The organism is Roseateles sp. (genome assembly GCF_965262435.1).
GTDB lineage: Bacteria > Pseudomonadota > Gammaproteobacteria > Burkholderiales > Burkholderiaceae_C > Paucibacter_A.
The window spans coordinates 3,515,690-3,539,560 of the sequence record NZ_OZ253537.1; the positions used below are offsets into that span (position 1 = coordinate 3,515,690).

The window sequence follows — 23,871 nt, forward strand, 5'->3', positions numbered from 1 at the left end:
CGGGAAGAAGCATGCTGGATCTATCCAAGTTTCAGAGTCAGGGCGTCGAGACCTGTTTCCACGATCGCCACATCGGCGCTCAGATCTATGACGGTCTGGACGGCAAGAACTGGAGCCTGAGGGACTACGTCGCACGTGGTGGTTATGCCGCGCTGCGCAAGATCCTGAAAGGCGAGGGCGCTCCTGAAGGCACGCCGCTGACCCAGGATCAAGTCATTGCCGAGGTCAAGGCTTCGGGCCTGCGCGGCCGTGGCGGCGCTGGTTTCCCTACTGGCCTGAAGTGGAGCTTCATGCCGCGCCAGTTCCCGGGCGCCAAGTACCTGGTCTGCAATTCGGACGAGGGTGAGCCGGGTACCTGCAAGGACCGTGACATCCTGATGTTCAACCCGCACATCGTGATCGAAGGCATGGCCATCGCCGCCTTCGCCATGGGCATCAAGACCGGCTACAACTACATCCACGGCGAGATCTTCGAGGTCTACGAGCGCTTTGAGGCGGCCCTGGAAGAAGCCCGCGCGGCCGGCTTCCTGGGTGACAACATCCTGGGCTCTGACTTCAGCTTCCAGCTGCATGCGTTCCACGGTTTCGGCGCCTATATCTGCGGCGAAGAAACTGCGCTGCTCGAGTCGCTGGAAGGCAAGAAGGGCCAGCCGCGCTTCAAGCCGCCGTTCCCGGCCAGCTTCGGCCTGTACGGCCGCCCGACCACCATCAACAACACCGAAACCTTTGCGGCCGTCCCCTGGATCATCCGCAACGGCGGCCAGCCCTATCTGGAAATCGGCAAGCCCAACAACGGCGGCACCAAGATCTTCTCGGTCTCCGGTGATGTCGAGCGCCCGGGCAACTACGAGATCCCGCTGGGAACGCCTTTCTCCAAATTGCTCGAACTGGCCGGTGGTGTGCGCAAGGGTCGCACGCTCAAGGCCGTGATTCCTGGCGGTTCGTCCTCGCCGGTGCTGACCGCCGAGGTCATGATGAACTGCACCATGGACTATGACTCCATCGCCAAGGCAGGCTCCATGCTGGGCTCGGGCGCCGTCATCGTCATGGACGACAGCCGTTGCATGGTCAAGAGCCTGCTGCGCCTGTCCTACTTCTATGCCCACGAGTCTTGCGGCCAGTGCACGCCTTGCCGCGAAGGCACGGGCTGGATGCACCGTGTGGTCGAGCGCATTGCCAACGGCCAGGGCAAGCCCGAGGACATCGATCTGCTGAACTCGGTGGCCGACAACATCCAGGGCCGCACCATCTGCGCGCTCGGCGATGCAGCAGCCATGCCAGTGCGCGCCATGATCAAGAATTTCAAAAACGAGTTCGTTCATCTGATCGAACACAAAACGGCTCTGGTGCCGGCCTCGGTCTGAGGCAGGACAGGACACGACATGATTGAAATCGAACTCGACGGCCAGAAGGTAGAGGTCTTGGAAGGCAGCATGGTCATGCATGCTGCTGAAAAGGCCGGCACCTACATCCCGCATTTCTGCTATCACAAGAAGCTCTCCATCGCCGCCAATTGCCGCATGTGCCTGGTGGATGTGGAGAAGGCGCCGAAGCCCATGCCCGCCTGCGCTACGCCGGTGACCCAGGGCATGATCGTCCGCACCAAGAGCGACAAGGCCCTGAAGGCCCAACAGGGCGTGATGGAGTTCCTGCTGATCAACCACCCGCTCGATTGCCCGATCTGCGATCAAGGCGGCGAGTGCCAGTTGCAAGACCTGGCCGTCGGCTACGGTTCCGGCAAGTCGCGCTACACGGAAGAAAAGCGCGTCGTCTTCCAGAAAAACGTGGGCCCGCTGATTTCCATGCAGGAAATGAGCCGTTGCATCCATTGCACCCGCTGCGTGCGTTTCGGCCAGGAAATCGCCGGCGTGATGGAGCTGGGCATGGCGCACCGCGGTGAGCATGCCGAGATCCAAACCTTTGTCGGCCGCTCGGTGGACTCGGAACTGTCGGGCAATATGATCGACATCTGCCCGGTTGGCGCCCTGACAAGCAAGCCCTTCCGCTACAGCGCTCGCACCTGGGAGCTGTCGCGTCGCAAGAGTGTCAGCCCGCATGATTCGACCGGTGCCAACCTGATCATCCAGGTCAAGAACAATCAGGTGATGCGCGTCGTTCCCTTGGAGAACGAAGCCGTCAACGAATGCTGGATTGCCGACCGTGACCGCTTCTCCTACGAGGCCCTGAACAGCGACCAGCGCATCAGCCAGCCCATGATCAAGCAGGGCGGTGCCTGGAAGACCGTCGACTGGACCACGGCACTCGAGTACGTGGCCAACGGCCTCAAGCTGGTCAAGGCCGAACATGGCCCGGCGGCCATCGGTGCCCTGGGTTCGGTCCACAGCACGGTGGAAGAACTGCACTTGCTGGCCAAGCTGGTCCGCGGTCTGGGCAGCGAGAACATCGACCACCGCCTGCGCCACGCTGATTTCAGTAACACCGCCGAGGCCGGTAAGGCGCATTGGCTCGGTGGCTCGATTGCCGCCTTGAGCGAGCTGGACCGTGCCCTGGTCGTGGGCAGCTTCCTGCGCAAGGATCACCCGTTGTTTGCGCAGCGCCTGCGTCAGGCCGCCCGTCATGGCGCCCAGATCCATGTGATCCACGGCAGCGAAGATGACTGGCTGCTGCCGGTCGCTGGCCGCATCACGGTGGCGCCGAGCGCTTGGTTGCAGTCGCTGGCCGCGGTTGCTCAAGCCGTCGCGCAAGCCAAGGGCGTCAGCGCCCCGGTCAACGCAGAAGCCGATGCCGCAGCGACAGCCATCGCCGAGTCCTTGCTGAGCGGCGAGCGCAAGGCTGTTCTGCTGGGCAATGCCGCTGCGCAGCATCCGCAAGCCGCGGCCCTGCTGAGCCTGGCTAACTGGATCGGTGCTCAAGTGGGTGCTCAAGTCGGCTACCTGACCGAAGCTGCCAACACCGTGGGTGCTCAATTGGTCGGCGCTGTGCCGCAAGGCAATGGCCTGAACGCCGCTCAGATGCTGGGTGCACAGCCTGCTGCGCCCTTGAAGGCGGTCCTGCTGCTGAACAATGATCCGGTGCTAGACAGCGCCAATTCCGCTGCCGCGGCGAAGAGCCTGGCAGCTGCCGACATGGTGGTGGTGCTGAGCCCCTTCAAGACCGGCATCGAATACGCGGACGTGATCTTGCCGACCTCGCCCTTCACCGAGACCTCGGGCTCCTTCGTCAATGCGGAAGGCCGCCTGCAGAGCTTCGTCGGCGTGGCCAAGGCTTTGGGCGAAACCCGCCCGGGCTGGAAGATCCTGCGCGTCTTGGGCAATCTGCTGGCACTCGATGGCTTCGGTCAGGAGAGTTCCGAGCAGGTGCGCAACGAAGCGCTGGGTGTGGACGCTGACCTGAGCAGCCGCCTGAGCAATGCCGGCAATGCGACGGTGCAGCTGCAAGCCACCGCCGGTGGCCTGGAGCGCTTGGCCGAAGTGCCGATTTATGCCACCGACGCCCTGGTTCGCAATTCGACTTCGCTGCAGCTGACCACCGACGCGCGTCAGGCGGCCGTGGCCCGTTTGCCGCAGGCGTTGTGGGATCAGCTGGGCTTGGGTGAGGGCGCTTCGGTGCGCATCAGCCAGGACGGGGCCGGGACCGTGCAACTGCCGGCCCAGCTCGACGCCAAGCTTCCTGCGAATCTGGTGCGTGTGCCCTTCGGGCTCCCGGAAACTGCGGCCCTGGGCGCGGCCTTCGGTTCGCTGAACGTGTCCAAGGTGTGAGGCGAGAACAGCAATGATTGACACCCTCTACCAAACTGGCGCTAGCCTGCTGGGCGGTGCCTGGCCCGTGGTCTGGAATCTGATCAAGATCATCGTGCTGGTCGCTCCGCTGATGATTTGTGTGGCCTACCTGACCTTGTGGGAACGCAAGGCCATCGGCTGGACGCAGATCCGTCCGGGCCCGAACCGTGTTGGCCCCTACGGTCTGCTGACCCCCATAGCCGATGCGGTCAAGCTGATCTTCAAGGAAATCATCGTCCCGACGGCGGCCAACAAAGGCCTGTTCTTCCTGGGCCCGATCATGACCATCATGCCGGCCTTGGCGGCCTGGGTGGTGATCCCCTTCGGCCCCGATGTGGCGCTGGCCAATATCAATGCCGGCCTGTTGTTCCTGATGGCGATCACCTCGCTCGAGGTCTACGGCGTGATCATTGCCGGCTGGGCTTCGAACTCCAAGTACGCCTTCCTGGGTGCACTGCGTGCTTCGGCTCAGATGGTCAGTTATGAGATCCCCATGGGCTTCGCCCTGGTGATCGTGCTGATGGTGACCGGTAGCCTGAACATGAGCGAGATCGTGCTCAGCCAGGGCCGAGGTCAGTTCGCCGACATGGGCCTGGGCCTGCTGTCCTGGAACTGGCTGCCTCTGCTGCCGATCTTTGGCGTGTACTTCATCTCCGGCCTTGCCGAAACCAATCGCCACCCCTTTGACGTAGTGGAAGGCGAGTCGGAGATCGTGGCCGGCCATATGGTCGAGTACTCGGGCATGTCCTTCGCCATGTTCTTCCTGGCTGAGTACGCCAATATGTGGCTGGTCTCGATCCTGACGGTGATCTTGTTCCTCGGTGGCTGGCTTGCGCCGGTGGCTGCGCTGGACTTCATCCCGGGCTGGATCTGGCTGGGTCTGAAGACCTTCTGCGTCGTCACCATGTTCCTTTGGGTTCGTGCCAGCTTCCCGCGCTTCCGTTATGACCAGATCATGCGTCTGGGCTGGAAGATCTTCATTCCTGTGACCCTGGTCTGGTTGGTCGTCGTCGGCCTCTGGATCCAGTCGCCGTACAACATCTGGAAGTGAGCTGAGGTCCTCCCATGTCTGCAGTGAACTTCGTCAAGAGCTTCATGCTCATCGAGCTGTTCAAGGGCTTGGCCCTGACCGGCCGCCATTTCCTCTCTCGCACGATCACCGTGCAGTTTCCGGAAGAGAAAACTCCGCTGTCGCCGCGTTTCCGCGGTTTGCATGCCCTGCGCCGTTATGAGAACGGCGAGGAGCGCTGCATTGCTTGCAAGCTGTGCGAAGCCGTTTGCCCGGCGATGGCCATCACCATCGAGTCTGATGTGCGCGATGACGGCTCCCGCCGAACCACGCGCTATGACATCGACCTGACCAAGTGCATCTTCTGCGGCTTTTGCGAAGAGAGCTGCCCGGTCGACTCGATCGTGGAGACCAGCATTTTCGAGTACCACGGTGAAAAGCGCGGCGACCTCTACTTCACCAAGGACATGCTCCTGGCTGTGGGTGATCGCTATGAACCCGAGATCGCAGCCCAGAAGGAGGCCGACGCAAAGTACCGTTGACCCCTCGTCCGAGAGTACTCGGCCGGTCCCCCGAGGGGACGCAGAGGTCCGCCGGCCAACGCCGCCGTACACCTCTGCTCGAGTCGCCCTGAACTTGTTTCAAGGCGGCCCGGCGAGCGACTCGATTGGACAAGAGTTAAGTACTGCTGGAACGCTATGGAAATCACCACTGCTCTCTTCTACATCTTCTCGGCCGTGCTGCTGGGTGCGTCGTTCCGTGTGATCACGGCGCGCAGCACCGTGCATTCGGCCCTGTTCTTGATCCTGGCTTTCTTCAATGCTTCGTGCATCTGGATGCTGCTGAAGGCGGAATTCCTGGCCATCACCTTGGTGCTGGTCTATATCGGCGCTGTGATGGTGCTATTCCTGTTCGTGGTGATGATGTTGGACATCAACTCCGACCACGTGCGCGAGGGTTTCTGGAAGCACATGCCCATGGCCGGCCTGGTCGGCGCGCTGATCGCGCTGGAGATGGCAGCTATCTTGATGGGCGGCTTCCGCCTGACCGATGCGCCTGAGTTGTCGCCGGCCGCCATGCAGCTGGGCAATACCAAGCTGCTGGGCATTGCGATCTACACCCAGTACCTTTATCCCTTGCAGATTGCGGCCGTCTTGCTGCTGGTGGCCATCATTGCCGCCATCGCGCTGACCCTGCGTCGCCGCAAGGATTCCCGCAGCCAGGACGCTTCCGAGCAGGTCAAGGTCAAGAAGGCCGACCGTCTGCGCATCGTCAAGATGGCGCCCACGGTGGAACTGCCCGCCGCTGCGCCTGCAGACGCCGCCGCTGCCGACACAGGAGCCAAAGCATGATGAGCTTGACCTTGGGCCATTTCCTGACCTTGGGGGCGGTCTTGTTCGCCATCTCGGTGGTGGGCATCTTCCTGAATCGCAAGAACCTGATCGTGCTGCTGATGGCGATCGAGCTGATGTTGCTGGCGGTGAATCTGAACTTCGTGGCCTTCTCGCACTATCTGGGCGATATGGCAGGCCAGGTGTTCGTGTTCTTCATCCTGACCGTGGCGGCCGCTGAGTCGGCCATTGGCTTGGCCATTCTGGTCGTGCTGTTCCGCAACCGGGCGTCCATCAATGTCGAAGAGCTCGACGCGCTGAAGGGCTGAAGAACAATGTCTGCACAACTCTCTCAGAACCTCTTGCTGGCGGTGCCGCTGGCACCGCTGGTCGGCGCTGTCGTGGCCGGCCTGTTCGGCAAGCAAGTGGGCCGCAAGGGCGCCCACACGGTCACCATCCTCGGGGTGCTGATCGCCTTCATCCTGTCGGCGATGACGCTGGAGTCCGTCATCAATGATGGCGCGCGTTTCAACCAGACCATTTATGAATGGATGGTGGTCGGCGGCCTGAAGATGGAAGTCGGCTTCCTGGTCGATGGCCTGACCGCCATGATGATGTGCGTGGTGACCTTTGTGTCGCTGATGGTGCACATCTACACCATTGGCTACATGGAAGAAGACCCAGGCTACCAGCGCTTCTTCAGCTACATCTCGCTGTTCACCTTCTCGATGTTGATGCTCGTCATGAGCAACAACATGCTGCAGCTGTTCTTCGGTTGGGAAGCGGTGGGCCTGGTGTCCTACTTGCTGATCGGATTCTGGTATACGAAGCCGACGGCGATCTTCGCGAACATGAAGGCCTTCCTGGTCAACCGCGTCGGTGACTTCGGCTTCATCTTGGGCATCGGTCTGCTGGTGGCTTACGGTGGTTCGCTGAACTACACCGAGACCTTCGCCAAGGCTGGCGAGCTGGCTCAGGTCAAGTTCAATGCGCCGCTCTGGGGCTCGGACTGGATGATGCTCAGCGTGGCTTGCATCTGCTTGTTCATCGGTGCCATGGGCAAGTCGGCCCAGTTCCCGCTGCATGTGTGGCTGCCGGACTCGATGGAAGGCCCGACCCCGATCTCCGCTCTGATCCACGCCGCCACCATGGTGACGGCCGGCATCTTCATGGTCGCTCGCATGAGCCCGCTGTTCGAGCTCTCGGACACCGCGCTGAACTTCATCCTGGTGATCGGTGCCATCACGGCGCTGTTCATGGGTTTCCTGGGCATCATTCAGAACGACATCAAGCGCGTGGTCGCCTACTCGACCCTGTCGCAGCTCGGTTACATGACCGTGGCCCTCGGTGCCTCGGCCTACTCGGTGGCGGTGTTCCATCTGATGACCCACGCCTTCTTCAAGGCCTTGCTGTTCCTCGGCGCCGGTTCGGTCATCATCGGCATGCACCATGATCAGGACATCCGCAATATGGGCGGCCTGCGCAAGTACATGAAGATCACCTGGATCACGTCGCTGCTGGGCTCCTTGGCCTTGATCGGCACGCCGTTCTTCTCGGGCTTCTATTCCAAGGATTCCATCATCGAAGCGGTGCACGCCAGCCATTTGCCGGCGGCGCAATGGGCCTATTACGCCGTCATCATCGGCGTATTCGTCACGGCCTTCTATTCCTTCCGCATGTACTTCCTGGTCTTCCATGGCAAGGAGAACTTCCGTCACAAGCCTTTCCCGGGCGAGCATGACCATCATGACGACCACGGTCACCATGAGCCTCATGTGCCGCACGAGTCGCCTTGGGTCGTGACCCTGCCTCTGGTGCTGTTGGCCGTACCGTCGGTGTTGATCGGCTATTTCACGATTGCGCCCATGCTGCATGGTGAGTTCTTCAAGGACGCCATCTTCATCAACCACCAGGTCCACCATGCCATGACCAAACTGGGGCATGAGTTCCACGGTGCCGCCGCCATGGCTGTGCATGGCCTGCAGACGCTGCCTTTCTGGCTGGCTCTGGGCGGTGTGGTGACGGCTTACCTGTTCTACATGGTTTGGCCAGCCGTGCCGGCGACCTTGGCTCGTGTGCTGCGTCCGCTGATCGTGGTCATGGAGAACAAGTACTTCATGGACTGGATCAACGAGAACATCCTGGCCAAGGCTGCGCGCGGCCTGGGTCTGGTGTTCTGGAAGGCTGGTGACGGCGCCTTGATCGACGGCGTGCTGATCAACGGCTCGGCGCATGCGGTTGGCGGTATCGCTGGTCTGGTGCGTCGCGTCCAAACCGGTCACCTGTACTGGTATGCGCTGGTGATGATCCTGGGCGTGATCGGCCTGATGACCTGGCAGCTGTGGCCCTATATGTGGCCCCAACTCAAGACCTTGACCGGTCTGTGATTGAGGGCGGAGAACAACAATGTTGCTAAGTCTTGCCATTTTCCTGCCCATCGCCTGCGGCGCCGTGCTGCTGGCCCTGGGCCGTGACGACCAGGCGAAAACCGTGCGTTGGTTGGCCCTGCTGGCCGCGCTGGCCTGCTTTGCCGTGACGCTGCCGCTGATCAGCGGTTTCGACAACAGCACGGCTGCGATGCAGTTCGTCGAGAACCAGCCTTGGATCGAGCGTTTCAACATCCGCTACCACCTGGGCCTGGACGGCATCTCCATGTGGTTCGTGCCGCTGACGGCCTTCATCACCGTCATCGTGGTGCTGGCCGCCTGGGAAGTGATCGAATCGCGCGTCAACCAGTACATGGGCGCATTCCTGATCCTGTCGGGCCTGATGATCGGCGTGTTCTCGGCCCTCGACGGCATGCTGTTCTACGTGTTCTTCGAGGCCACGCTGATCCCGATGTACATCATCATCGGTGTCTGGGGCGGTCCGCGTCGCGTGTACGCGGCCTTCAAGTTCTTCCTCTACACCCTGGCCGGTTCGCTCTTGATGCTGATCGCGCTGCTCTACCTGTACTTCCAGTCCGGTGGCAGCTTCGACATCCTGACCTGGCACAAGCTGCCCCTGGCCGGTGGCACGCAGACCTTGCTGTTCTTCGCCTTCCTGGCCGCCTTCTCGGTCAAGGTGCCGATGTGGCCGGTGCACACCTGGCTGCCGGACGCCCACGTGGAAGCGCCCACCGGCGGTTCGGTGGTGCTGGCCGCCATCATGCTGAAGCTGGGTTGCTACGGCTTCCTGCGCTTCTCCTTGCCTATCGTGCCGGATGCGGCCCATCAGTGGTCCTGGCTGATCATCGCCATGTCCCTGATCGGCGTGGTCTACATCGGCCTGGTGGCCCTGGTGCAGCAGGACATGAAGAAGCTGGTGGCCTACTCGTCCATCGCCCACATGGGTTTCGTGACCCTGGGCTTCTTCATCTTCAACGACCTGGGCGTGCAGGGCGGTCTGGTGCAGATGATCTCGCACGGCTTTGTGTCGGGTGCGATGTTCCTGTCCATCGGCGTGCTCTACGACCGTGTCCACTCGCGTGAGATCGCCAGCTACGGCGGCGTGGTCAACACCATGCCCAAGTTTGCGGCCTTCGCCCTGTTCTTCGCCATGGCCAATTGCGGCCTGCCTGCCACCGCCGGTTTCGTCGGTGAATGGATGGTGATCCTGGGCACCGTGCGCTACGACTTCTGGCTCGGCGCGATTGCCGCCACGGCCCTGATCTTCGGTGCGGCCTACACCTTGTGGATGTACAAGCGCGTCTACTTTGGTGCCGTGACCAACGACGATGTGCGCAATCTCAAGGACATCAACGCCCGTGAATTCCTGATGCTGGCGGTGCTGGCCATCGCCGTGCTGTGGATGGGCGTGTACCCCAAGCCCTTCACCGATGTGATGCAGGTGTCGGTGGCTGAGTTGCTCAAGCATGTGGCAACGTCCAAGCTGATCCCCGGTTGATTCTTAGGGCCAACAAGACATGAACAATATGAACTGGCTCGCGGTTTATCCCGAAATCATTTTGCTGGCCATGGCCTGCGTGGTGGCTCTGGCGGACCTGTACGTCAAGGACCCGGCGCGTCGCCCGACCTACTGGCTGACACAACTGACCCTGGTCGCTGTGGCCTGCGCGCACTTCAGCGCCTTCAGTGAAGGCCAGACCCTGTACGCCATGCAGGGCATGGTGGTGTCCGACCCCATGGGTCATTTGCTGGGTTTCTTTGCCAGCATCGCCACCATCGTCGTGCTGGTCTATGCACGCCCCTACGCGGCTTCGCGCGAAATGCTCAAGGGCGAGCTCTTCACCCTGAGCCTGTTCTCCTTGCTGGGTGTGTTCGTCATGCTCTCGGCCAACAACTTCCTGGTCATTTACCTGGGCCTGGAGCTGATGAGCTTGTCGCTCTACGCCCTGGTTGCCCTGCGCCGTGACCACGCGGTGTCGACCGAAGCGGCAATGAAGTACTTTGTACTCGGCGCCTTGGCCAGCGGCTTCCTGCTCTATGGCCTGTCCATGATGTATGGCGCCACTGGTTCGCTGAGCATTCCCCGTGTCTTCGAAGTGATCTCGACCGGTGTGCCCAACAAGTCGGTTCTGGTCTTCGGCGTGGTGTTTGTGACCGCTGGCCTGGCATTCAAGCTCGGCGCCGCACCTTTCCATATGTGGGTGCCCGATGTCTACCAAGGCTCGCCGACTGCCGTCACTTTGCTGATCGGTGCCGCGCCCAAGCTGGCCGCTTTTGCCATCACTGTGCGCTTGCTGGTGGAAGGCATGATTGGCCTGGCCGTGGACTGGCAGCAAATGCTGATCGTGCTGTCCGTGATGTCCCTGCTGGTGGGCAATCTGGCGGCCATCGCGCAGAGCAATCTGAAGCGCATGCTGGCCTACTCGACCATCGCACAGATGGGCTTCATGCTGCTGGGCCTGGCCTCGGGTGTGGTGAACAACAACACCTTGTCGGCCGCCAATGCCTACAGCTCGGCCATGTTCTATGCCGTGACCTATGTGCTGACCACCTTGGGCAGCTTCGGCATGATCTTGCTGCTGTCGCGTGCCGGTCATGAGGCGGAAGAGATCAAGGATCTGGCTGGTTTGGCCAAACGCAGCCCTTGGTTTGCGGCCGTGATGGCGATCTTCATGTTCTCTCTGGCCGGTGTGCCGCCCACGGCAGGTTTCTACGCCAAGCTGTCGGTCTTGCAGGCCCTGGTGTCGACCAATGTTCCGTTCTACTTGGGCTTGGCCATTGCTGCTGTCGTGGTGTCCCTCATCGGTGCGTTCTACTACCTGCGCGTCGTCAAGGTTATGTTCTTCGATGAGCCCACCGATCGCGCGCCGCTGGCTGCGCCGGCCGATGTGCGCCTGGTTCTGTCCTTGAACGGCGCGGCCGTGCTGGTCTTCGGTCTGTTGCCCGGCGGCCTGATGGCCTGGTGCGCGACGGCCATCGTCAAGACCTTGGCCACCTGACCCTCCGAGCGGTTCGATTCCATGGATCAGAGCGCAGCCGTCTGGCTGGTCTTGCTGGCGGCCGTGCTGGCCGCCAATCTGCCCTACATCAGCAAGCGTGTCTTGCTGGTCGGCCCTCGCCGCAATCCCAAGCCGGTGGCTTGGCGCCTGTTGGAGCTGGTGCTGATGGCGCTGCTGACGCTCGGGCTCGGTTTCCTGCTCGAGTCCCGGCTGGGTCAGCGGCAGCCTCAGGGCTGGGAGTTTTATGCGGCCGGTTTCTGCCTCTTTGTGACTCTGGGCTTCCCCGGCTTTGTCTGGTGCTATCTGCGCCGCCATCGCCATGAGTCCTGAGGCTGGCGTCGCGGGCGACGACGCCCATTTGCGCGAAGACTGTCTGTCCTCTGAGCGCGTTTTCTCTGGCAATTTTCTGCAGATCCAGCGCGACATCGTGCGCCTGCCCGATGGTGGGCAGGCCAGTCGGGAGTACATCCGCCATCCCGGCGCGGTGATGATCGTGCCCTTGCTGGACGATGGGCGCCTGTTGCTTGAGCGCCAGTTCCGTTTCCCGATGGGTCGGGTCATGCTCGAGTTCCCAGCCGGCAAGCTCGACGCCGGCGAGGCGCCGCTGCGCTGCGCGCAGCGTGAGTTGCTCGAAGAGACGGGCTATCACGCCAGTGAGTGGGCCCATGCCGGAGTCCTGCACAACGCCATCGGCTACTCGGACGAAGGCATCGAGATCTTCTTTGCCCGTGGGCTACGTGCCGGCACCCGCCAGCTCGATGAAGGGGAATTCATCGAGTTGCTGTCCCTGCCGCCGGACGAGCTCGACGCCATGTGCCGCGACGGCCGCATCACCGATGCCAAGACCTTGATCGGCCTGCTCTGGTTGCAGCGCTGGCGCGCCGGCGATTGGGCCTTGCCTTGGGTGGCCAGCGCGGCCTGAAACCAGACATCGGGGCAGGGCGTTGCCCAGCGCGTACCATCGGCCATGCTTGTTCTGAATCTCTCTTGTGCCTGTGACCATGGTTTCGAAGCCTGGTTTGGTTCCGCGTCCGACTTCGAAAGCCAGCAGGCCGGTGGCTTGATCACTTGCCCGGTATGCGGGAATGCCGAGGTGCGGCGCTTGCCCAGTGCGCCACGTCTCAATGTGTCCCATTTGCGCCGTGATCGTGGTGCCGGTACTGGCGTACCCACGCGGCCGAATGAGCTTGCGCTGCGCGACCGCACCTTGGTGGAACAAGCAGACCAGGATCGGAGTCACAGCGATGCCGAGGCAAGACCTGACCCCACATCCGCCCAGATGGCAATGCAGGCTCAGATGTTCCAAGCCCTGCGCCAGATGGCGGCCAAGAGCGAGAACGTTGGACCTCGGTTTGCCGAGGAAGCGCGTCGCATCCACTACGGCGAAACCGAGGCGCGCAGCATTCGCGGTCAGACCAGCCGCGCCGAGAGCGAAGCCTTGCTGGAGGAAGGCATCGCGGTTTTGCCGCTGCCCGACATCCCTGGATTGAACGACCCGCTGCACTGAGGCTCTGCGCCCATGCGCCGCCGGACTTAAGGGTAAGTCCGAAGCACCAATCGGCTCCATGACCTCTGGCCCCGAAGACGCCGCTCACTTAAGCTGCGTGGCCTTTGCCCGCCGGCTCGCCATGCTGTGCATGGCTGAATTTCCGCCCCTTCCAACCGGAGTTGATCCGATGACGCGTTCGTCCCGCCTTGCCCCTTCCGTTTCTCTGAGTTTGCTGCTGAGTGCCGCCCTGGCCCTCACCGCCTGCGGCAAGCGCGAGGGCGCCGCAGGTGCCGCTGCGCCGGGCAAGGCCGCCAGTGCGGCGGTCAGCTCCCTGCTGGTCGCGCCAGAAGATTTGCGCACCATGAGCTTGGCGTCCTTTGCTTTCGGCCCCGTCATCACCGGCTCCATCCAGCCCGAGAAGCGCGCCGATCTGCGTGCCGAAGTCTCGGCCGTGGTCTTGCAAGTGCTCAAGGAAAACGGCGAGAGCGTGCGCCGTGGCGACCTGTTGGTGCGTCTGGATGACACCTCGATCCGCGACTCCCTGGCTTCGGCCGAAGAAGCGGCGCGCGTGTCGGCGCAGTCCTTTGAGCAGGCTGAACGCCAGATGCAACGGCTCAAGACCCTGCAGGCCCAGGGCATGAGCTCGCTGCAGGCGCTGGAGGACTCGGAACTGCGCCGCAACAATGCCCAGAACGACCTGGTCGCGGCCAAGGCCCGCCTGGTACAGGCCCGCCAGCAGTTGCAACGCACCGAGGTGCGCGCGCCCTTCGACGGCGTCGTCAGCGAGCGCAAGGTCTCGGCCGGTGACACCGCGCAAGTCGGCAAGGAGCTGGTCAAGGTGATGGACCCGCGCAGCATGCGTTTCGAGGGCCTGGTGTCGGCCGACCGGATGCAAGAGCTCAAGCCTGGCCAAACGGTCAACTTCCGCGTCAATGGATTCGCCAATGGCGAGTTCACCGGCAAGGTGCGCCGCGTCGATGCGGCCGCCAATGCCACCACCCGCCAGCTTGAAGTGCTGGTCGACTTTGCGCCCGGCAAAGCACCGCAGGTGGCAGGGCTCTATGCCGAGGGCCGGGTTGAGTCCGGCAGTGTCAGCACGCTGATGTTGCCCGAGGCCTCGCTGCAGCGCTCGGGTGACCTGGTCCATGCCTGGCGGGTCAAGGGCGGCGTGCTCAAGAAGGTCGCCATCGAGTTGGGCGATCGCGACGCGCGACGCGGCGAGTTCGTGGTCCGCAGCGGCCTCGCCGTCGGCGAGCAAGTCTTGCGCAGCCCCGGCTCCAATCTGGTGGACGGACAGAAGGTGGAGATCGCCGTGGCCGCAGCGCCAGCGGCCTCGGGCGTTGCCCAAGCCAGCGCAGGGAAGTAAGCCATGTTTCTTTCCGATTTCAGTATCAAGAAGCCGATCGCCACGATCGTCATCATCATCGCGCTGATGTGCATGGGCCTGCTGGCCCTGAAAAAGCTGCGCGTCAACCAGATCCCGGATGTGCAGGAGCCGGTGCTGGTGGTCTCCATCGCCTACCCCGGCGCCTCGCCCGAGACGGTGGAGCGCGAGGTGGTGAACCGCATCGAGAAGTCGCTGCAAAGCATCTCGGGCGTGCAGCGTGTGCGCGCCACGGCCGCCGAGGGCTTTGCCCAGATCGTGCTGATCTTCAACTTCAACAAGAACATGATCGAGGCCTCGGATGAGGTCCGCAACGCTATCGGCACGGTGCGCTACAAGCTGCCGACCGAGATCCGCGAACCGGTGCTGGAGCGGGAAGACCCCGCCGCCGAGCCCATCATGCAGCTGGCCTTGTCCAGCAGCAAACACAGCCACGCCGAGATCTCGCGCATCGCCGAGGACCAGCTGGCCGACAAGTTCCGTGCCGTACCCGGCGTGGCCGTGGTCTTCGTCAACGGTGCGCTCAAGCGCGAGCTCAGCGTGCTGCTCCATGCCGAGAAGCTGCGCGAGAACAATGTCTCCGTCACCGAGGTGGTGGCCGCGCTGCGTAACCAGAATGGCACTGCCCCTGTGGGCAAGGTGCGCGGTACGCTGGAAGACCAGAGCATCCGTTTGCTCGGCCGGCTGGAGTCGCCCGCCGAGTTTCAGCAAATCGTGGTCAAGCGCCGCGGCACCGAGCTTGTGCGCCTGTCCCAGGTCGCGAGTATCGAAGACGGTTATGGCGAGCTGACCCGCCAGAGCCTGCGCAATGGCAACCCCAATGTGGGCCTGGCCATCACCCGTTCGCGCGACGCCTCCACCGTCACCACGGCCAACAAGATTCGCAGCCTGGTCGATGAGATCAACAAGACCCTGCCCGAAGGCGCCAAACTGGAAGTGACCCAGGACGGCGGCAAAGACGCGCAGAACAGCCTGAACAACGTCATCGAGTCTTTGGTGCTGGGTGCTGGCCTGACCATCTTCGTGGTCTATGTCTTCCTGAACTCTTGGCGCTCCACCCTGATCACGGCGCTGTCGCTGCCGACCTCGGTGATCGCGGCCTTCATCGCCGTCTGGCTCTGCGGCTTCACGCTCAATTTCATGAGCTTGCTGGGCCTGTCTCTGGCCATCGGGGTGCTGATCGACGACGCCATCGTGGTGCGAGAGAACATCGTGCGCCACTTGGAGCGCGGCTCCGACCGTCGCACCGCCGCCCTGGAGGGTACGGCCGAGATCGGTCTGGCCGTGGCTGCCACCACCTTCGCCATCGTGGCGGTCTTCGTGCCCGTGGCCTTCATGCCTGGCGTGTCCGGTGAGTGGTTCCGCCCGTTCGCGCTGACCGTGGTGGCCTCGGTGATGGTGAGTTTGTTCATCTCCTTCACCCTCGACCCCATGCTGTCGGCCTATTGGGGCGACCCACCGAATCATCAGGACCTGCCGAGGAATGCGCTCGGTCGCGCCCTGGTGCGTTTCAATGAATGGTTTGACCATCAGACCGAACGTTATGGCCAGGTGATCGCCTGGGCCTTGCACCACCGCAAATGGATGGCGGCATTTGCCGTGGCCAGCTTGGTGGGCGCCATGGCCCTGCATTGGAAGTTCGGCGGTTCCAGTTTCCTGCCGGTGACCGACAACGGCATGGTGGCTGTGGAAGTGCGCACACCTGCGAGCAGCAGCCTGGAGTATTCGAAACTCAAATTGGAAGCTGCAGCCAAGCTGGCACGCGAGATGCCCGAGACGGTCGCCACCAATAGCAATGTCAACGTCAACGGTGGCCGCATTTATGTGGACATCGGCAAGGCCAAGAACCGCAAGCGCTCTGCCAACGAAGTGGCCAATGAGCTGCGCGAGAAGCTCAAGCGCCTGGTGGGCGCCGAGTATGCGGTGTCTGACAACCTCAACGGTGGTGGCCGCAAGCCGGTGCAGATCCGCTTCACCGGCGTCGATTCCCGCAAGCTGCTGGACATCACCAACGAGTTCATGGCCAAGCTGCGCAATGTCAAGGGCGCGGTCGATGTGGGCCTGTCCGAGCAGGATCCGCAGGACGAGCTGCAGATCGAGCTGAACCGCGGCCTTGCCAACTCCCTGGGCATCTCGGTCAACGATGCGGCGCAGGCCCTGCGCGTGGCCTTTGCTGGTGTGGAAGTCGGTGACTGGGTCGACCCTTCCGGCGAGACGCGTGATGTGGCCGTGCGTCTGCACCCCAATGACCGGGTGGACGCCGGCAATATCGAGCGCCTGCCGATTGCTGTGAGCGGCAGCAACGCCATGGTGCCGCTGGAGCAGATCGCCACCGTGACCATGGGCAAGGGGCCGTCCAAAATCAACCATGCCGACGGCAAGCGCACCATCGCCGTGGCCGCCAATGTGCAGGGGCGCTCGCCCGGTGAGGTCACAGCTGACGCGCTCAAGCTGGCCAAGTCCATCAACTTCCCGCCCGGCTACAGCCTGGAGTTGGAAGGCGACTCGCGCGAGCAGGATGTGGTCTTCACCGAAATGGGCATCGCCCTGATCTCCGGCATCGGCCTGATGTATCTGGTGCTGGTCATGCAGTTCGGCTCCTTCACCGCGCCGCTGCCGGTGATGATGTCGCTGCCGCTGTCCCTGATCGGTGTGGTGCTGGCCCTCTTGATGAGCAAGAGCACGCTGAACCTGATGAGCTTCATCGGCGTCATCATGCTGATGGGCCTGGTGGCCAAGAACGCCATCCTTTTGCTCGATGCGGCGCGCCAGCTGGAGCGTGAAGGCATGGAGCGGGAAGAGGCCTTGATGATGGCCGGCCGCAAGCGCCTGCGCCCCATCCTGATGACCACCCTGGCCCTGATCGCCGGCATGTTGCCGGTGGCCATCGGTCTGGGCGAGGGCAGCGAGTTCTACCGCCCCATGGCTGTGGCCATCATCGGCGGCACCATCACCTCGACCTTGCTGACGCTGCTGGTGATCCCGACCTTCTACGACAGCATCGAGATCGCCCGCGACCGCATGATCGCCAAGTTCCGTCGCCGCATGGATCGCTGGAACGGCCTGTTTGCTTTCGTGATGACCTTTGTCGAGGCCTTGCTGACGTTGACCCTGCTGCGCTTTGTGTTCCGCATGGTTCTTAAGCTGGTCCAACTGGCGACGGGGCGTCGCGGCACGGCCCTCCCGCAAGGTGCCGATTGAGCTTGCCCAACTGACCCCGGTTCAAACCATGAAAAAGGCCTCCCTGGTGGAGGCCTTTTCTTTGGGGGGTGGGAAAGCAAAGCAGTGAAGATGGGCTCAGAGCAAGCGCCCCGGATTCAAAACCCCCTGCGGGTCCAGCGCCTGCTTGATCGCGCGCATCAGGCCGATGGCGACAGGGCTCTTGCGGGCGACCAGTTCCTCGCGCTTGAGCTGCCCAATGCCGTGCTCGGCCGAGATGGAGCCGCCGTGGGCGACGACCGCGTCGTAGACGATGGCATTGATGGCCTTCTCGTGCTCGCGCAGAAACTCGGCGGCCGGCTGGCCTTCGGGCGCTTGCACGTTGTAGTGCAGATTGCCGTCACCCAGGTGGCCGAAATCCACCATGCGGATGCCGGGGTAGGCCTGGGCCAGGGCGGCATCGGTGCCGCTGACAAAGGCCGGGATGGCCGAGACGGACAGGGCGATGTCGTGCTTGATGTTCAGGCCTTCCTCGGCTTGGGCCAAGGGGATGGATTCACGCAAGTGCCAGAGCGCCCGTGATTGCGGCAGGCTCTCGGCCACGGCCGCGTCGCTGATCAACTCGCCTTCCAGGGCGGCCTCCAGCAAGCCTTCGAACAGCCCGCGCGCATGGGCCTCGCTCTCACTGTCCGAAATTTCCAGCAGCACCGTCCAGGGGCAGGGCGCCAGGGGCTGCTGCAGCTGGGGGAAATGCTGGCGCACCAGGTCCAGCGAGAACTGGTTCATCACTTCAAAGCCGGTCAGGCCCGAGCCCGCGCGGGCCCGCGCCAGGCTCAGCAGCTGCACGGCCTGATCCAGGCTCTCGCAGGCAGCCAGGGCGGTCATCTGCGCCACCGGCTTGGGGAAGAGCTTGAGCGTGGCCGCCGTGATGATGCCCAGCGTGCCCTCGCTGCCAATGAAGAGATCGCGCAAGTCGTAGCCGGTGTTGTCCTTGCGCAGGCCCGAGAGGCCGTCCCAGATCTCGCCCTGGGCCGTCACCACTTCCAGGCCCAGGCAGAGTTCGCGGGCGTTGCCATAACGCAGGACCTGCGTGCCCCCGGCATTGCTGGCGAGGTTGCCGCCGATGCTGCAGCTGCCTTCGGCTGCCAGGCTCAAGGGGAAGAGCAGCTCCTGCGCTGCCGCGGCCGCTTGCACGGATTGCAGGACGGCGCCGGCCTCCACGGTCAGGGTGAGGTTGGCAGCGTCGAGGCTGCGCACGCGGTTCATTCGGCTCAGGCTCAGAACGATTTGTGTGCCGCTGGCGTCGGGCGTGGAGCCGCCGACCAGGCCGGTGTTGCCGCCTTGCGGAACCAGGCTCACGCCATGTGCCGCGCACAGCTTGACCACGCCAGCGACCTGCTCGGTGCTGCTCGGCCGCGCCACGGCCAGGGCGCGGCCGGCATAGCGGCGGCGCCAGTCTTGCTCGTAGGCGGACAGATCACCGTCGCGCAAGAGGCCGACATCGCCCAGCAACTGCTGCAAGGCGTTCAGCAACTCGTCGTGAGGCAAGGGCGAGCTCATGGCTGTACCGCAGCTTGTTCAGCCGCCCTTAACCGCGTTCCGCCTTGGCGGCCGCCAGGCGCTGGCGCACTTGCAGCGCGCAGGCCACAAAGATCAGCACGCTGAGCAGCACCTCGGCCGTGGCCAGCCACATGGCCGGGCCGCTTTCGCTGGTGGCGCGCACGGCGCCTTCGGCGAAATACAGCCAGACCATCAGGCTGAGCCAGCGGAAGGTGTAGAGGCGGTAGCGCCACAAGCCCACCATGGGCAGCAGCAAGGGCAGGGCCTTGATGGCCAAGGTGCCGCGGCCGGTCGGGGCCAGCCACAACTCCCAGCTCAGACACAGCAGGAAGAGGGCGATCAGGCCGCCCAGGGCGAGATTGCGCGACAGCGCTTCATCCCGGCTCGCTTGGGTGCGGGCGGTAGGCGGCGGTGGCGGGGCTTCGCGAGCCGCAGCGCGGGCGGCTGCCTTGGCGGCGCGTGCGGCCGCTTTCGCTGCTCTTTCGGCCCGGCGCTGTTCGGCCGGGCTCAGGGGGGCGGGGTGCGAGGCAAGGGGCGTTGGCGCAGGGTTCGCGCTTGCCTGAGAGGAGGGGGGCAGGGACATGCTGGCATCATAGCCAGCATGCGAAATCCCAGCTCCGACCCCCTGGTCCAGAGGCCGACCCTCGACCAGTTCCTGATCTCCCTGCAAAACTGGCCCTGGCGACTGACCGTGCGCAGCCTGCGCGAGCGTTTTCGCGAGGGCCGCCTCGGCCTGACCGCCGGCAGTTTGACCTTCACCACCCTGATTTCCCTGGTGCCGCTGCTGACGGTGATGCTGGCCTTGTTCACCGCCTTTCCCATGTTCGCTTCCTTCCAGGTGGCGCTGGAGAAGTACTTTCTGAAGAGCTTGATTCCGGACAGCATCGCCCGCCCGGTGCTTGCTGCTCTGACCCAGTTTGCCTCCAAGGCCAGCCGGCTCGGCGCCGTCGGCCTGATCGCCCTGGGACTCTCGGCCCTGGCCCTGATGCTGACCATCGATCGCACCTTGAACCAGATCTGGCGCGTCCAGCGACCGCGGCCGATTGCCCAGCGCGTGCTGGTCTACTGGGCCGCGGTCACGCTCGGCCCGCTCTTGCTCGGCGGCAGCCTGGCCCTGACCAGCTATGCCATCACCACCGGCCATGAGCTGGTCAGCACCATGCCGGTGTCCCTGTCCCTGCTCTTCAGCATGGTGCAGTTCCTGTTCCTGTCCTTCGGTATGGCTGCGCTGTTTCATTACGTGCCCAACACCGATGTGCGCTGGCGCCATGCCTTGCTCGGCGGCGTCTTCGTCACCGTCGGCTTCATTCTGGCCAAGGCCGGTCTGGCCTGGTATCTCAAACAGGTGCCGACGTTTTCCACGCTCTATGGCGCATTCGCCACGGTGCCGATCTTTCTGGTCTGGCTGTATCTGGGCTGGGTGATCGTGCTGCTGGGGGCCTTGCTGGCGGCCAATGCGCCGAGCCTGGGCAGCGGCATGCTGCGCCGGCCGGAAGCGCCGGGCCTGGCGCTGGAGCTGTGTCTGTGTGTGCTGCGCGAGTTGCGCGACAGCCAGGCGCGCGGTGAGGGTGGGCTGACGAGTTTGAGCTTGGCGCGCCGCCTGCGCGTGGACCCGCTGCAGCTGGAGCCGGTGCTCGATCAGTTGCTCGATCTGAACTGGTTGGGGCGTCTCGACGAAGCCGGCGCCCAGCGCCTGGTGCTGCTGTGCCTGCCCGAACAGACCCCCGCTCAGGCCTTGCTGCAAGCCACACTGGCCGTGCGCAGCGCCGTGCTGGCGCCGCTCTGGTCGGGCAGCGGCTGGGAGCGGGTCAGTCTGGCCGAGCTGCTCGACACCGAGCCGCGCTGACGCGCTTCAGGGGTGCAGCACGACGAGCAAGGCCACGGCCGGCTCGGCCTGGGCTTGGCCCGCGGCGCTGAGGTGGCGAATGGCATGCGGGCCGTCCACCGCATAACGTGCAGTTTCACCTGCATTCAAAGTCCGGGTGCTGCCGCCAGCCTCCACGCGCAAGCTGCCGCTGAGCACGCTCAGGTGTTCGCGCGAGCCGGGTTCGTGGGCGGCTGATTCCAGTGCGCCACCGGGCTGCACCGTCAGTTCGTACCACTCGAACTGCCCGGCCAGGTCGATGGGGCCCAGGATGCGCAGCTGGCACAGGCCGTCGGGGCTGCTCATGCTGGGTGTGGCATGGGCGGCCACGGTTTCAATGGCCGGCGCCGCGGCGCGTTCGCCGCCGAGCAGCTCGGACAACTCCACCCGCAGCGCATTGGCCAGGCGCCAGACGACCGCGACTGTGGGGTTGGCCTGGTTGCGCTCGATCTGGGACAGCATGGATTTACTCACCCCGGCGCGGCGCGACAGTTCGTCCAGCGACAAGCCCTGGCTTTGCCTCAGGGCTTGCAAGGTGGCACCGACCTTGGGTGGTTCCAGATGATCCAAACTCGGCACGGACATGATGCTTGACCCCAAAAAGGAAATCCCAGATACTGCACGACAGTTCGATATATCGAACTGTGTTCAATTTAACGGATTGTGCACCAAGCCCAAATTGGCAAGCATCCGCGCGCAACTTCAAGCCACACCCAGGAGACCCTCATGGCCAGCAGCGAAGACTTCTACGCCCACATTCGCAATGAATTGGCGGGCATCCGCGAGGCCGGCCTCTACAAGAACGAGCGTGTCATCACCGGCCCGCAGGGCTCGCTGGTGCACACCAACGATGGCCGCGAAGTCATCAACCTCTGCGCCAACAACTACCTGGGCCTGTCCTCGCACCCTGCTGTGATCGAAGCCGCGCATGAAGCCCTGCGCAGCCACGGCTACGGCCTGTCTTCGGTGCGCTTCATCTGCGGCACGCAAGACCTGCACAAGACCCTGGAACAGCGTCTGGCCAAGTTCCTGGGCACCGAAGACACCATCCTCTACGCAGCGGCCTTTGATGCCAACGGCGGCTTGTTCGAGCCTCTGCTCGGCGAGCAAGACGCCATCATCAGCGACGAGCTGAACCACGCTTCCATCATCGACGGCATCCGCCTGTGCAAGGCCAAACGCTTCCGCTACAAGCACAACGATCTGGCCGATCTGCAAGCCCAGCTGGAAGCGGCCAAGGCCGCCGGCGCCCGCCACACCCTGGTCTTCACCGACGGCGTGTTCTCCATGGACGGCACCATCGCCCAGCTGGACAAGATCCGTGCCCTGTGCGACCAGTACGGCGCGCTGCTGGGCATCGACGAATGCCATGCCAGCGGCTTCCTGGGCCAGACCGGCCGCGGCACGCATGAATACCGCGGTGTGTTCGGCAAGATCGACATCATCACCGGCACCCTGGGCAAGGCCCTGGGCGGCGCCTCGGGCGGCTTCACATCGGGCCGCAAGGAAGTCATCGAACTGCTGCGCCAGCGCTCGCGCCCTTATCTTTTCTCCAACACCGTGGCGCCCAGCATCGTCGGCGCGTCCATCGCCGTGCTGGATCTGCTGGAAGCCTCCACCGCCCTGCGCGACAAGCTGGAGGCCAACACCGCCTACTTCCGCGAGGCCATCCAGGCCGCCGGTTTCGAGATCAAGCCCGGCACCCACCCCATCGTGCCCATCATGGTCTACGACGCGGTCATGGCGCAAAAGCTCAGTGCCCGCATCCTCGAGCTGGGCGTCTATGCCGTTGGTTTCTTCTTCCCCGTGGTGCCCAAGGGCCAGGCGCGCATCCGTGTGCAGGTCTCGGCCGGCCATGAGCGTGAGCAATTGGAGCGCGCCGTCGCCGCCTTTGCCCAGGCCGGCCGCGAGCTGGGCCTGATCAAGGCCTGATTTTTCCAAGCCCCTCCGAACTGCATCCAGACCCATGAGCACCACCAAGATCCTCATCATCGGCGCCAACGGCCAGATCGGCACCGAGCTGGCCCAGGCCCTGGCCCTGCGCCACGGCAACGACAACGTCATCACCAGCGACCTGGCGCCTGAAGGCCGCGTGCCCGCCCTGACGCACGAGATGCTGGACGCCACCGACGCGGCGGCCATCGCCGCCGTCGTCAAGCGCCACAGCATCACCCAGATCTATCTGCTGGCGGCCGCGCTGTCCGCCACCGGCGAGAAGCACCCGATGTGGGCCTGGGACCTGAATATGAAGGGCCTGCTCAATGTGCTGGAGCTGGCCCGCACCCAGAAGCTGGACCGCATCTTCTGGCCCAGTTCCATCGCCGCCTTCGGCCCCAACACCCCGGCCCTGGACACGCCCCAGACCACGGTCATGGACCCGACCACGGTCTATGGCATCTCCAAGCTGGCCGGCGAGCGCTGGTGCCAGTGGTACTTTGAGAAGCATGGTGTCGACGTGCGCAGCCTGCGCTACCCCGGCCTGATCAGCTACAAGACGCCCCCGGGCGGCGGCACCACCGACTACGCCGTGGACATCTTCCACTCGGCGCTCAAGACCGGCCGCTACACCTGCTTCCTGGAAGAGGGTCAGGCCTTGCCCATGATGTACATGCCCGACGCCTTGCGCGCCACCATCGAGCTGATGGAAGCGCCGGCCGAGGCCATCAAGCAGCGCGGCAGCTACAACCTGGCCGGCGTCAGCTTCACCCCGGCCGAGATCGCCGCCGAGATCGCCCGCCAGGTGCCTGGTTTCCAGATCGATTACGCGCCGGACTTCCGCCAGGCCATCGCCGCCAGCTGGCCGCAACGCATCGACGACAGCGCCGCCGTGGCCGACTGGGGCTGGAAGCTGGAGTACGACTTGCGGGCCATGGCCACCGACATGCTGACCCAGCTGCGGCCTATCCTGGGCCTCTGAGCCCAGCGCATGGGCATGGCTTGATCTGCATC

General features: G+C 63.7%; 20 protein-coding genes. 17 read left to right on the forward strand and 3 right to left on the reverse strand.

What is annotated here, in order from left to right:
- Positions 1 to 11: 11 nt before the first annotated feature.
- The 14 genes from nuoF (at position 12) to ACQY39_RS15265 (ending at position 17,540) form a co-directional block, all read left to right on the forward strand.
- Positions 12 to 1,364, forward strand: a complete 1,353-nt coding sequence (nuoF, locus tag ACQY39_RS15200) for an NADH-quinone oxidoreductase subunit NuoF (protein ID WP_428507590.1) — start codon at positions 12 to 14, stop codon at positions 1,362 to 1,364.
- Positions 1,365 to 1,382: 18 nt separating this feature from the next.
- The gene (nuoG, locus tag ACQY39_RS15205; RefSeq protein ID WP_428507592.1) at positions 1,383 to 3,719 is read left to right on the forward strand and encodes an NADH-quinone oxidoreductase subunit NuoG; all 2,337 of its coding nucleotides are present in this window, start codon (positions 1,383 to 1,385) and stop codon (positions 3,717 to 3,719) included.
- A 13-nt stretch (positions 3,720 to 3,732) separates the two neighbouring features.
- Positions 3,733 to 4,791 (forward strand): NADH-quinone oxidoreductase subunit NuoH, encoded by a 1,059-nt coding sequence (gene nuoH / locus ACQY39_RS15210; RefSeq protein ID WP_428507594.1) that lies wholly within the window; start codon positions 3,733 to 3,735, stop codon positions 4,789 to 4,791.
- A gap of 14 nt (positions 4,792 to 4,805) precedes the next feature.
- The gene (gene nuoI, locus ACQY39_RS15215) at positions 4,806 to 5,291 is read left to right on the forward strand and encodes an NADH-quinone oxidoreductase subunit NuoI (RefSeq protein ID WP_263517309.1); all 486 of its coding nucleotides are present in this window, start codon (positions 4,806 to 4,808) and stop codon (positions 5,289 to 5,291) included.
- 156 nt (positions 5,292 to 5,447) lie between these two features.
- Positions 5,448 to 6,101, forward strand: coding sequence for an NADH-quinone oxidoreductase subunit J (locus tag ACQY39_RS15220; protein WP_263517308.1), 654 nt, complete (start codon positions 5,448 to 5,450; stop codon positions 6,099 to 6,101).
- The gene (gene nuoK, locus ACQY39_RS15225; protein WP_428510836.1) at positions 6,101 to 6,409 is read left to right on the forward strand and encodes an NADH-quinone oxidoreductase subunit NuoK; all 309 of its coding nucleotides are present in this window, start codon (positions 6,101 to 6,103) and stop codon (positions 6,407 to 6,409) included. The genes ACQY39_RS15220 and nuoK overlap by 1 nt, the downstream gene beginning before the upstream one ends.
- 6 nt (positions 6,410 to 6,415) lie before the next feature.
- A complete protein-coding gene (gene nuoL, locus ACQY39_RS15230) occupies positions 6,416 to 8,467 on the forward strand; it encodes an NADH-quinone oxidoreductase subunit L (protein ID WP_428507597.1) in 2,052 nt (683 codons plus the stop codon).
- 19 nt (positions 8,468 to 8,486) lie between these two features.
- Positions 8,487 to 9,965, forward strand: a complete 1,479-nt coding sequence (locus tag ACQY39_RS15235; protein WP_428507599.1) for an NADH-quinone oxidoreductase subunit M — start codon at positions 8,487 to 8,489, stop codon at positions 9,963 to 9,965.
- 19 nt (positions 9,966 to 9,984) lie between these two features.
- Entirely contained in the window at positions 9,985 to 11,466 is a 1,482-nt protein-coding gene (nuoN, locus tag ACQY39_RS15240) for an NADH-quinone oxidoreductase subunit NuoN (RefSeq protein WP_428507601.1), read from the forward strand.
- Between the two features lie 21 nt (positions 11,467 to 11,487).
- A complete protein-coding gene (locus tag ACQY39_RS15245) occupies positions 11,488 to 11,796 on the forward strand; it encodes a DUF2818 family protein (RefSeq protein WP_263517304.1) in 309 nt (102 codons plus the stop codon).
- Positions 11,756 to 12,388, forward strand: a complete 633-nt coding sequence (locus ACQY39_RS15250; RefSeq protein WP_428507603.1) for an NUDIX domain-containing protein — start codon at positions 11,756 to 11,758, stop codon at positions 12,386 to 12,388. Before ACQY39_RS15245 ends, ACQY39_RS15250 begins: the two co-directional genes overlap by 41 nt.
- A gap of 45 nt (positions 12,389 to 12,433) precedes the next feature.
- On the forward strand, positions 12,434 to 12,973 hold the full coding sequence (locus ACQY39_RS15255) for a DUF1178 family protein (protein WP_428507605.1): 540 nt from the start codon (positions 12,434 to 12,436) through the stop codon (positions 12,971 to 12,973).
- A 169-nt stretch (positions 12,974 to 13,142) separates the two neighbouring features.
- Complete coding sequence (locus ACQY39_RS15260) at positions 13,143 to 14,321, forward strand: efflux RND transporter periplasmic adaptor subunit (RefSeq protein ID WP_428507607.1); 1,179 nt, start codon at positions 13,143 to 13,145, stop codon at positions 14,319 to 14,321.
- A gap of 3 nt (positions 14,322 to 14,324) precedes the next feature.
- Positions 14,325 to 17,540, forward strand: coding sequence for an efflux RND transporter permease subunit (locus tag ACQY39_RS15265; RefSeq protein WP_428507609.1), 3,216 nt, complete (start codon positions 14,325 to 14,327; stop codon positions 17,538 to 17,540).
- A 96-nt stretch (positions 17,541 to 17,636) separates the two neighbouring features.
- On the opposite strand, the gene ACQY39_RS15270 is transcribed toward ACQY39_RS15265, so the two are convergent.
- Together ACQY39_RS15270 and ACQY39_RS15275 are read right to left on the reverse strand one after the other, a co-directional pair.
- On the reverse strand, positions 17,637 to 19,058 hold the full coding sequence (locus tag ACQY39_RS15270; protein WP_428507611.1) for an FAD-binding oxidoreductase: 1,422 nt from the start codon (positions 19,056 to 19,058) through the stop codon (positions 17,637 to 17,639).
- A 28-nt stretch (positions 19,059 to 19,086) separates the two neighbouring features.
- Complete coding sequence (locus ACQY39_RS15275) at positions 19,087 to 19,641, reverse strand: DUF2069 domain-containing protein (RefSeq protein ID WP_428507613.1); 555 nt, start codon at positions 19,639 to 19,641, stop codon at positions 19,087 to 19,089.
- 18 nt (positions 19,642 to 19,659) lie between these two features.
- On the opposite strand from ACQY39_RS15275, the gene ACQY39_RS15280 reads away from it, so the two are divergent.
- Complete coding sequence (locus ACQY39_RS15280; RefSeq protein ID WP_428507615.1) at positions 19,660 to 20,904, forward strand: YihY family inner membrane protein; 1,245 nt, start codon at positions 19,660 to 19,662, stop codon at positions 20,902 to 20,904.
- A 6-nt stretch (positions 20,905 to 20,910) separates the two neighbouring features.
- On the opposite strand, the gene ACQY39_RS15285 is transcribed toward ACQY39_RS15280, so the two are convergent.
- Positions 20,911 to 21,507, reverse strand: a complete 597-nt coding sequence (locus tag ACQY39_RS15285) for a helix-turn-helix domain-containing protein (protein WP_428507617.1) — start codon at positions 21,505 to 21,507, stop codon at positions 20,911 to 20,913.
- Between the two features lie 141 nt (positions 21,508 to 21,648).
- Between ACQY39_RS15285 and kbl the strand changes: the two genes are divergently transcribed.
- The gene (gene kbl, locus ACQY39_RS15290; protein ID WP_428507619.1) at positions 21,649 to 22,854 is read left to right on the forward strand and encodes a glycine C-acetyltransferase; all 1,206 of its coding nucleotides are present in this window, start codon (positions 21,649 to 21,651) and stop codon (positions 22,852 to 22,854) included.
- A 34-nt stretch (positions 22,855 to 22,888) separates the two neighbouring features.
- Positions 22,889 to 23,839: an NAD-dependent epimerase/dehydratase family protein gene (locus ACQY39_RS15295; protein WP_428507621.1), complete on the forward strand. Its 951-nt coding sequence runs from the start codon at positions 22,889 to 22,891 to the stop codon at positions 23,837 to 23,839.
- The last annotated feature ends 32 nt before the right edge of the window (positions 23,840 to 23,871 follow it).

Bases quoted from the DNA above. Each gene is read 5' to 3' on its own strand.
- nuoF (WP_428507590.1), top strand. From the start codon at position 12: ATGCTGGATCTATCCAAGTTTCAGAGTCAGGGCGTCGAGACCTGTTTC.
- nuoG (WP_428507592.1), top strand. From the start codon at position 1,383: ATGATTGAAATCGAACTCGACGGCCAGAAGGTAGAGGTCTTGGAAGGC.
- nuoH (WP_428507594.1), top strand. From the start codon at position 3,733: ATGATTGACACCCTCTACCAAACTGGCGCTAGCCTGCTGGGCGGTGCC.
- nuoI (WP_263517309.1), top strand. From the start codon at position 4,806: ATGTCTGCAGTGAACTTCGTCAAGAGCTTCATGCTCATCGAGCTGTTC.
- ACQY39_RS15220 (WP_263517308.1), top strand. From the start codon at position 5,448: ATGGAAATCACCACTGCTCTCTTCTACATCTTCTCGGCCGTGCTGCTG.
- nuoK (WP_428510836.1), top strand. From the start codon at position 6,101: ATGAGCTTGACCTTGGGCCATTTCCTGACCTTGGGGGCGGTCTTGTTC.
- nuoL (WP_428507597.1), top strand. From the start codon at position 6,416: ATGTCTGCACAACTCTCTCAGAACCTCTTGCTGGCGGTGCCGCTGGCA.
- ACQY39_RS15235 (WP_428507599.1), top strand. From the start codon at position 8,487: ATGTTGCTAAGTCTTGCCATTTTCCTGCCCATCGCCTGCGGCGCCGTG.
- nuoN (WP_428507601.1), top strand. From the start codon at position 9,985: ATGAACAATATGAACTGGCTCGCGGTTTATCCCGAAATCATTTTGCTG.
- ACQY39_RS15245 (WP_263517304.1), top strand. From the start codon at position 11,488: ATGGATCAGAGCGCAGCCGTCTGGCTGGTCTTGCTGGCGGCCGTGCTG.
- ACQY39_RS15255 (WP_428507605.1), top strand. From the start codon at position 12,434: ATGCTTGTTCTGAATCTCTCTTGTGCCTGTGACCATGGTTTCGAAGCC.
- ACQY39_RS15260 (WP_428507607.1), top strand. From the start codon at position 13,143: ATGACGCGTTCGTCCCGCCTTGCCCCTTCCGTTTCTCTGAGTTTGCTG.
- ACQY39_RS15265 (WP_428507609.1), top strand. From the start codon at position 14,325: ATGTTTCTTTCCGATTTCAGTATCAAGAAGCCGATCGCCACGATCGTC.
- ACQY39_RS15270 (WP_428507611.1), bottom strand. From the start codon at position 19,058: ATGAGCTCGCCCTTGCCTCACGACGAGTTGCTGAACGCCTTGCAGCAG.
- ACQY39_RS15275 (WP_428507613.1), bottom strand. From the start codon at position 19,641: ATGTCCCTGCCCCCCTCCTCTCAGGCAAGCGCGAACCCTGCGCCAACG.
- ACQY39_RS15280 (WP_428507615.1), top strand. From the start codon at position 19,660: ATGCGAAATCCCAGCTCCGACCCCCTGGTCCAGAGGCCGACCCTCGAC.
- ACQY39_RS15285 (WP_428507617.1), bottom strand. From the start codon at position 21,507: ATGTCCGTGCCGAGTTTGGATCATCTGGAACCACCCAAGGTCGGTGCC.
- kbl (WP_428507619.1), top strand. From the start codon at position 21,649: ATGGCCAGCAGCGAAGACTTCTACGCCCACATTCGCAATGAATTGGCG.
- ACQY39_RS15295 (WP_428507621.1), top strand. From the start codon at position 22,889: ATGAGCACCACCAAGATCCTCATCATCGGCGCCAACGGCCAGATCGGC.